Origin of the sequence: Veillonella sp. ICM51a (genome assembly GCF_000524355.1) — a bacterium.
Classification (GTDB): domain Bacteria; phylum Bacillota; class Negativicutes; order Veillonellales; family Veillonellaceae; genus Veillonella; species Veillonella atypica.
This window is the reverse complement of sequence record NZ_JAPX01000011.1, coordinates 39041-45761: the sequence shown is the minus strand read 5'-3', so window position 1 is coordinate 45761 and position 6721 is coordinate 39041. Positions and strand designations below refer to the sequence as shown.

The 6721-nt window shown below is 35.5% G+C and carries 6 protein-coding genes; 1 reads left to right on the top strand and 5 read right to left on the bottom strand.

Annotated elements, in window-relative coordinates; translation table 11 throughout:
* The 3 genes from HMPREF1504_RS01525 to HMPREF1504_RS01510 all read right to left on the bottom strand — a co-directional run.
* Window positions 1-1193, bottom strand: a 1193-nt coding sequence (locus tag HMPREF1504_RS01525; protein ID WP_038122833.1) for a hemagglutinin repeat-containing protein, incomplete at its 3' end; no start/stop codon positions are given.
* A 528-nt stretch (window positions 1194-1721) separates the two neighbouring features.
* A complete protein-coding gene (locus tag HMPREF1504_RS01515) occupies window positions 1722-2078 on the bottom strand; it encodes a hypothetical protein (RefSeq protein WP_038122827.1) in 357 nt (118 codons plus the stop codon).
* 431 nt (window positions 2079-2509) lie between these two features.
* A complete protein-coding gene (locus HMPREF1504_RS01510; RefSeq protein ID WP_038122825.1) occupies window positions 2510-3343 on the bottom strand; it encodes a hypothetical protein in 834 nt (277 codons plus the stop codon).
* Between the two features lie 436 nt (window positions 3344-3779).
* Between HMPREF1504_RS01510 and HMPREF1504_RS01505 the strand changes: the two genes are divergently transcribed.
* Window positions 3780-4493, top strand: a complete 714-nt coding sequence (locus HMPREF1504_RS01505; protein WP_038122823.1) for a copper amine oxidase N-terminal domain-containing protein — start codon at window positions 3780-3782, stop codon at window positions 4491-4493.
* Between the two features lie 96 nt (window positions 4494-4589).
* On the opposite strand, the gene HMPREF1504_RS01500 is transcribed toward HMPREF1504_RS01505, so the two are convergent.
* A complete protein-coding gene (locus HMPREF1504_RS01500) occupies window positions 4590-4943 on the bottom strand; it encodes a hypothetical protein (protein WP_038122821.1) in 354 nt (117 codons plus the stop codon).
* A gap of 110 nt (window positions 4944-5053) precedes the next feature.
* Window positions 5054-6676, bottom strand: a complete 1623-nt coding sequence (locus HMPREF1504_RS01495; RefSeq protein WP_005381559.1) for a hypothetical protein — start codon at window positions 6674-6676, stop codon at window positions 5054-5056.
* Window positions 6677-6721: the final 45 nt, after the last annotated feature.

The following is a 6721-nucleotide window of genomic DNA, read 5'->3' as shown; positions in this document are numbered from 1 at the left end:
CTTAATGTTTGAGCTACATCAGGTTTTTCTTTTGCAATTTTTTGAATTTCTCCAATTAATGCTTCATTGGTAGCACCAGTATAAAAACCACTACCAGGTTTATTTCCTGCCATACGAGCAGATACTTCAGCGACTACACCATGGGCTATCGCTTTTGCAGCTTTACCTTCTTTAGAGGTTGGATTCCAATTATGTAATTGGCCAAAGGCTTCTTTTGCAAATAGTTTAGATAATTCTTGACGTTCTTCAATTTTCTTTTTATCAAAGATTTCATCAAGCTTATTCAAGCTATCTTTTGTATCTCGGGACAGTGTTTGCATATTAAAGTTAGCGTCTCGTACTTCTATTGTACCATTTGAAATAGCAGATGTTGTAGTAGAAGAAGCCGATTTGCTAGAATCTGGCAACAGATTAGGTAATTTCCCTAATGTATTCCACACGGCATCTTGCCCTGCTTTACTAAGGTTCTTAAAATTACCAACGTGATTATAGCTCATACCTACATTACGAGATGTATATTCTGCCGTATTTTCAATATCTTTAACAACTAATGATCCAGTAGAAAGTTTATTTTTATTAGAGTTTGCTGTACTATCTATAACAGCTCCTGTTAATGATGTTGTTTCAGCCGTGTTAATTGCAAATCCACCGTCACCTGCATAAATACCAGCTTGATCAGTAACACTCGCATAATCACTTTTCATTTTACCTTTGCTTGAACTCATAGATACATTACTTAGAGAACCCGCATTTGTAGATACACTAAACCCTTTATTAGAGCTTTCACCTACATATGTCTTTGTATCTTGTAAGCTTTCAATAGAAAGATTGCCACCTACGTTTGCTGTTACAGATTTACCAATTACCTTGGAACCACTGATATGGGTATCCTTTCCTGATGTAATAGTAACAGCATCCGAACCTACAACAGTAGTACCAGTATGTGTTGTTACCTTTGTATTACCCTTTTGTTTTGCAGCATTAGCACTTGCATCAAATCCAAGTATACCGCCACCAGCAACACTTATATTAGCCCCAACAGACCAGCCTTTACTTTTGGCGTTTTCAAGCGTTTCACTTGTATTTGTTGCCGCTTGTAAAGATACATCATTGGAAGCCACTAGTTTGACTGTTTTACCTGAAATTGTTTCACCAACAAATCTAATAAACACATAAAATAAAACTTTTCTCATCTCTATGACTTATCTATAACATCCACGCAGGCCTCAAATGAACGATTAAATAAAAAGGCGCTATAGTTCTAAACCATTCAGTATATATTACTGAAGATTAGACTATAGCGTCCTTTTTAGATTTATGTACATTATATTAGCATTACATGTTATTCAATAAAGACTACTATATACATTATCAAAGTATCTAATAATAGGTTAAAACATATAAATATATGTATAAAGCGACTAGAAATAACCAAGCATATACGCCTGCTTTAAAATTGGACTGATATTTCTCTACTTTATCACTTTCAAACTCATTATTCTTAATCATAAAGTACATTCCAACTAAAGAAATCCCCATACAAAATATCCACCACAACAACATAGTTAATGGAGATATTAAATTACGTATGAAAAATATTCCAAATCCGAGTACTAAGCTAAAAGTATAGATAATTCGAGCTAAACTAAGCTTACCTTTATGCGTAATAAGTTTGTATATGAGAAATATAATACCAAGTATTATAATCAGATCTTGATACATTACTTATCTACATCCTTTTTCAAATTAAATTTAATTTCATCTTTAATGTAATCGCCAAATGTTGCACCAGTAACACCAAGAGCAAAAGCCCCTACAGGACCACCAGCACTACCTACAGCTCCGCCAGCCAATCCGCCAACAACTGGAATTAAGTTGGCCCCCCATGCTTTCGCTAGTTCTCGACCACTGTACATTTGGTAATCATTTTGCATATCGTTAAGTAAGAAACCTATTGAAACAGGCCCTCCAACTTTCGCTACAGTTCGAGTAAATTTTGATGCATTCTCTGCATAATACACATATCCAACCCATGGTTGATTTCCTACCTCAGATAATACATTTTGAGCAACTGACATTCCTAAGACATCCTTAGTCCAAACTAATCACATGAAATAAACTCTCTTTCATCTCTATAACATATATATAACGTACTCTCACACCTCAAATGAGCGTAAAATAAAAAGACTCTATAGTTCTAAATCATCCAGTAATACTTATCACTGAAGATTAAACTATAACGTCCTAACGAGTTTAAAGAATCATAACCTTAAGATTAATTCAAATATAATCATTTTTTTAAGAGCTTATATATAAAGTACCATCCCAACATAAATATTCCACTAATAATATAAGCACTACCATAGAAGTATATCAAAAACTCGTCACTAGTAACCTCAGGATCCATAACAAGCATTAATGTAATGCCTACTAGGAAAAAATCATTCCACCCCAAAAGATTAAATTAAATATTTTTAAAAACATTTTCACCTCAATAATTTGCTAACACTTATATTAAAATTATATGATTAGGCATCTTATCAAACGGAATTAAATACTCTGAAAGACTTGTTAATTCGTCCAAATCATTACGAGTTATAACATATAAATGGAGTCCATCATCTTTTCCAACTATATCAGCCCGCTCACCATACCACGGTCTTTTATATGATAATATCCTACTTTTTTTATCTCCATTTAGGTTAAAAATCTGTAATTGTTCCTCTCCAATAGCTAAACCATATCTATCCGTCACAGATACATCAAAATACGGGACAAAAATAGGGTTTTTAATCTGAACCTTTTTAAAATAATCTAATATAGTTATATTATCTGTATCCAAACAAACTAATTGTCCATTATGAGAATAGGACTCTTTTGTTTCACTTTCATAAACAACGTATGCAAATTTTTCATCATATTCTGCTACTTCATTTATAATATGAACAGAATAATCAACCAATGACAAAGATACTACCCCTTTATTGGTATGCATTAAAATTATGTCATCATTAAATTTGTATAATTGATAAAAATAGAATTCCTTAATATTATTAGGAATAGGTATTAACTTAACAAAATGTGTATCAATATCTACAAAGCATAAAGACGACTCTAATTTAAATACAATTCTGTTTTTCAGCATATCTGTATATATAGCTTCAATAAGTAATAATTGTTCGCCTATATAAATTCTATTAACTTCGCTCCAATCCATGTCCAAAATAATTAGACCATTAAGTTTATCATTTATAATTATATAATTTGCACATCGCAAAGCAAAAATTATAACATTTTCTGAACTTGGACTTTTTATCTGTTTAATAGGTTCTAATTCTATCATCTATATTCCTTACTAAGTTTCTTTTTAGAATTAGCAGAATGTGGCTTTATTTCCCCGCCAAAGGATCTACTTTTCCTAAAAGATTAAAAAATGAACAAAGATTTTTCATCATATAACTCATTAACAAAAATATCACTTATTGTATGCCCCTCTAAACAAGGAGTTGTAAAAAAAACTCTAAATCCGACTCTTTAATAACGCATTCATCATTAATCCATATATGCTTATGTGGCAGTAGATATTTTCCACCATAAGAAAAATCATTATCTACTATTATATTAACACTATTAGTCGTAGGTTGAGATATAAAATTTATACCAGATATAGACATACACTTATATAGATTGTATAAAATTAAAATTTATAATAAAATATTCATATACATTTGGTACTATTACTATATTCAGAACGATATAACACCTTATGGAGGTCCCTTATGAAATTAAAACAGCTTATTTTATCTAGCATCGCTCTAGGTGCGCTAGCTTTCACAGTAGGCATGGCACAACCAGCACATGCAGCAATCGGCATGGAAACACCTGCGCCAGCTCAAAATTTAGAGAAACCTGCATCCGTACCGACACAACATCATGTCAACGTGGATGGCAAGGTATTAGAGCCTGTAAAAGACCATCAAAATGTAGCTTATGTAGATGGACAACCACTCGTAGCATTGCGCCAAGTATCGGAAGCGTTAGGCTATAAGGTAGCTTGGGATGCACCAACAAAAACTGCATTGGTAGACATGAGCATTGCTACACTAGCCATCCAACCAGATCAAGCGCAAATCGTAAGAAAAGGCAAATTGCAAATTATCAACCTTGATACATCTGAATCTATGCTTCCTACACCGCGCATGATAGATGGTCAATTATTCGTAAGTCCTAGCGCATTCAAATTACTATTGAATGACGTAAAAATTACGAAGGATGAAATTTTCATCGCTCCACAACGGGCGCAACTAGCATCCACAACCAATACGAACGGGCCTCACAAAAATGAAATCAGTACATTCTTGCCACCATCAGATAATACGTCTGCCAAGGTAGAAACGAGTTCTAAAGTGGAATCCAACACAAAATCCGCTGCAAAGGACGAACCTCTTATCAAGGTTAAACATACACAAACAACTGACAAAAACACAAAATAATAATACAAACAGTAAAGCCCTTCGGACGCAACCGAAGGGCTTTTGTATATGCAACAACGGCGGTTCCAATAAGGACCGCCGTTTTGTTATCCCCTATTATTTAAATAGAGTGTTAAACAAGTTTTGCAACAAGGAAAGCAAAGAGCTAAGAATATCTTGTGCTGTTTTATCTGTATTATTTGTAGTATTAGCTGTTGTTACAGAACCAACCGCTTTAGTAGGCTCTACTGTTGTTGTAGTTTTAGCAGCAGGAGCTGGTGTAACTGTAGTGGCTACAGGTTCCACAGGTGCTCTACCAGTAGATGGTGTAGGTGTCAAAACTGGTGGACGAATGGAATCAGTATATTTATAGCCATAAGATGCGTTAGCTGGTTGTGCTGTAAATGCTATAACGCCTAAAGCCATAACAGACGCCATAAGTGTTAAAGATAATTTTTTAGCTTTTCTCATAAGAAACCTCCTAATAAAACACATATATAATCCACTATGTTATCAAATGTTTTGATAACATTTCGCATTTTATACTTAGGAGATAAGCTGAACATGAAAATTTTCAAACTTCATCGAATCTTAATCGATTTCAAGCTATCGGAAAATCCTTTGATTGCTTCTTTGGCATCATCTAAAACGCCTTTTGCATCACTTGGTGGCTTTATACCTTCTTGATTCATCGATTGACTATTACCTTGAGCGCGTTTCATATTCTGATTTGCCTGCGCCATGTCACTTTTTATACCATCCATCGTACGCCCAAGCTCGCCAAAGGTACTTTCATCATAAATGGCAAAATTACTACCCCCATTGGATGTAATATTCAATGGTCCCAATGTTAATTCGCCATTATCGATATGCAATGCATCCGTTGAGATAGTTGTTACCGATGTATGTACTTTCACATCAAAGAACGATAAATGACGTCCTTGATTGTGAAAGCGCCCCGTAATAGATTGTATAGGTATGAGTATGTAACGACCTGTACCAGATGTAAAATCGCCCCACACCACCATATCTTTAGGCTGTCCCTTACTTGAAAAATTAAGGTTCGCCGATACAGGAACAGCAAAATCCGGTGTTTTTAAGGCCATGCTACTATCTAGATCCGTAGCGACCCCCGTTAATTCATAGGCCCGCGTATCTAGATTATATACACCTTTAGCCTTTAACTTACCGCCAAATACATTCGCATATACCTCTTTAAAATCCAGTATGCCATCTTGATAGGTTACATCGCCTACCACATTTTCAAAGGTTAGTGCAGGGATTCTAAGGATTGGCATGGTAACACGTCCCGATGCAAAGGGCCGATTAATATCCCCCGTCACTGCTGTCAGCAAGGTCATCTTATCGTGAATACTATCACCAAATCCTAAGGATGCCGGATCTACACCATAAATATTTAGATTCATATTCAGCGTAGGCATACGATGCTTAAGCACATCTTTTAGATCGATACGGCCTTCCAATGTGAGGCCATCCCCAATGGCGGTGCCTCCGAATTTACCAGTTGTTAGATTCATGCGAATGGCACGATTCGTATCAATATCAAATCGAGCATTCACATTCTTCATCACATAATGTCGATTCTTTTGGAATATTTCCAATTGGCAGTCTGAAAGCTTCACAATCGCATCGATATGTTGACCATTCCAATTAAAGTTACGCACCTTTTTCCCTAGCTCTTCTTGACGTTCTAGGGTCGTTTTTTTAGGTGCTTTAGGTCGCTGTTCTACTTCAGATAAGGGTTTATTAATATCAGGAGAAGCCGGCACAAAATCGACCCGATTATCGTCATCTAAATCTACTACAATGACCGCATCATTTAATTCTATGCCTCGTATGGCAGATGCCTTAAAATTACGAGTAATCACATCCCACATATTAACGCGTATCTTACCGGAAGGTACGGTCATCAACTGATGTCCATCGTCATCAGCCCATTGCAAATCCTCAAAGGATATGGTCCCCCATGGGGTGGCGCTCAGGCTAGCGACGGTAATAGTCCCTCGCATCATGGTCTGACGTGCTATTACCTCATTAAAAATAACACCCATGCCTCTACTCGCAATAGTAGCTAAGATGGAGATAATGACTACCGTAATTCCAATAAATGCAATAATGCCTAGTATACCTCGCTTATATAGTTGTATATATTTGCTCCAATACGAGCGTAATCGTCTAGTCATACAATTATTATAGCATTAAATTTTACAAAACCAATCACCCACAAA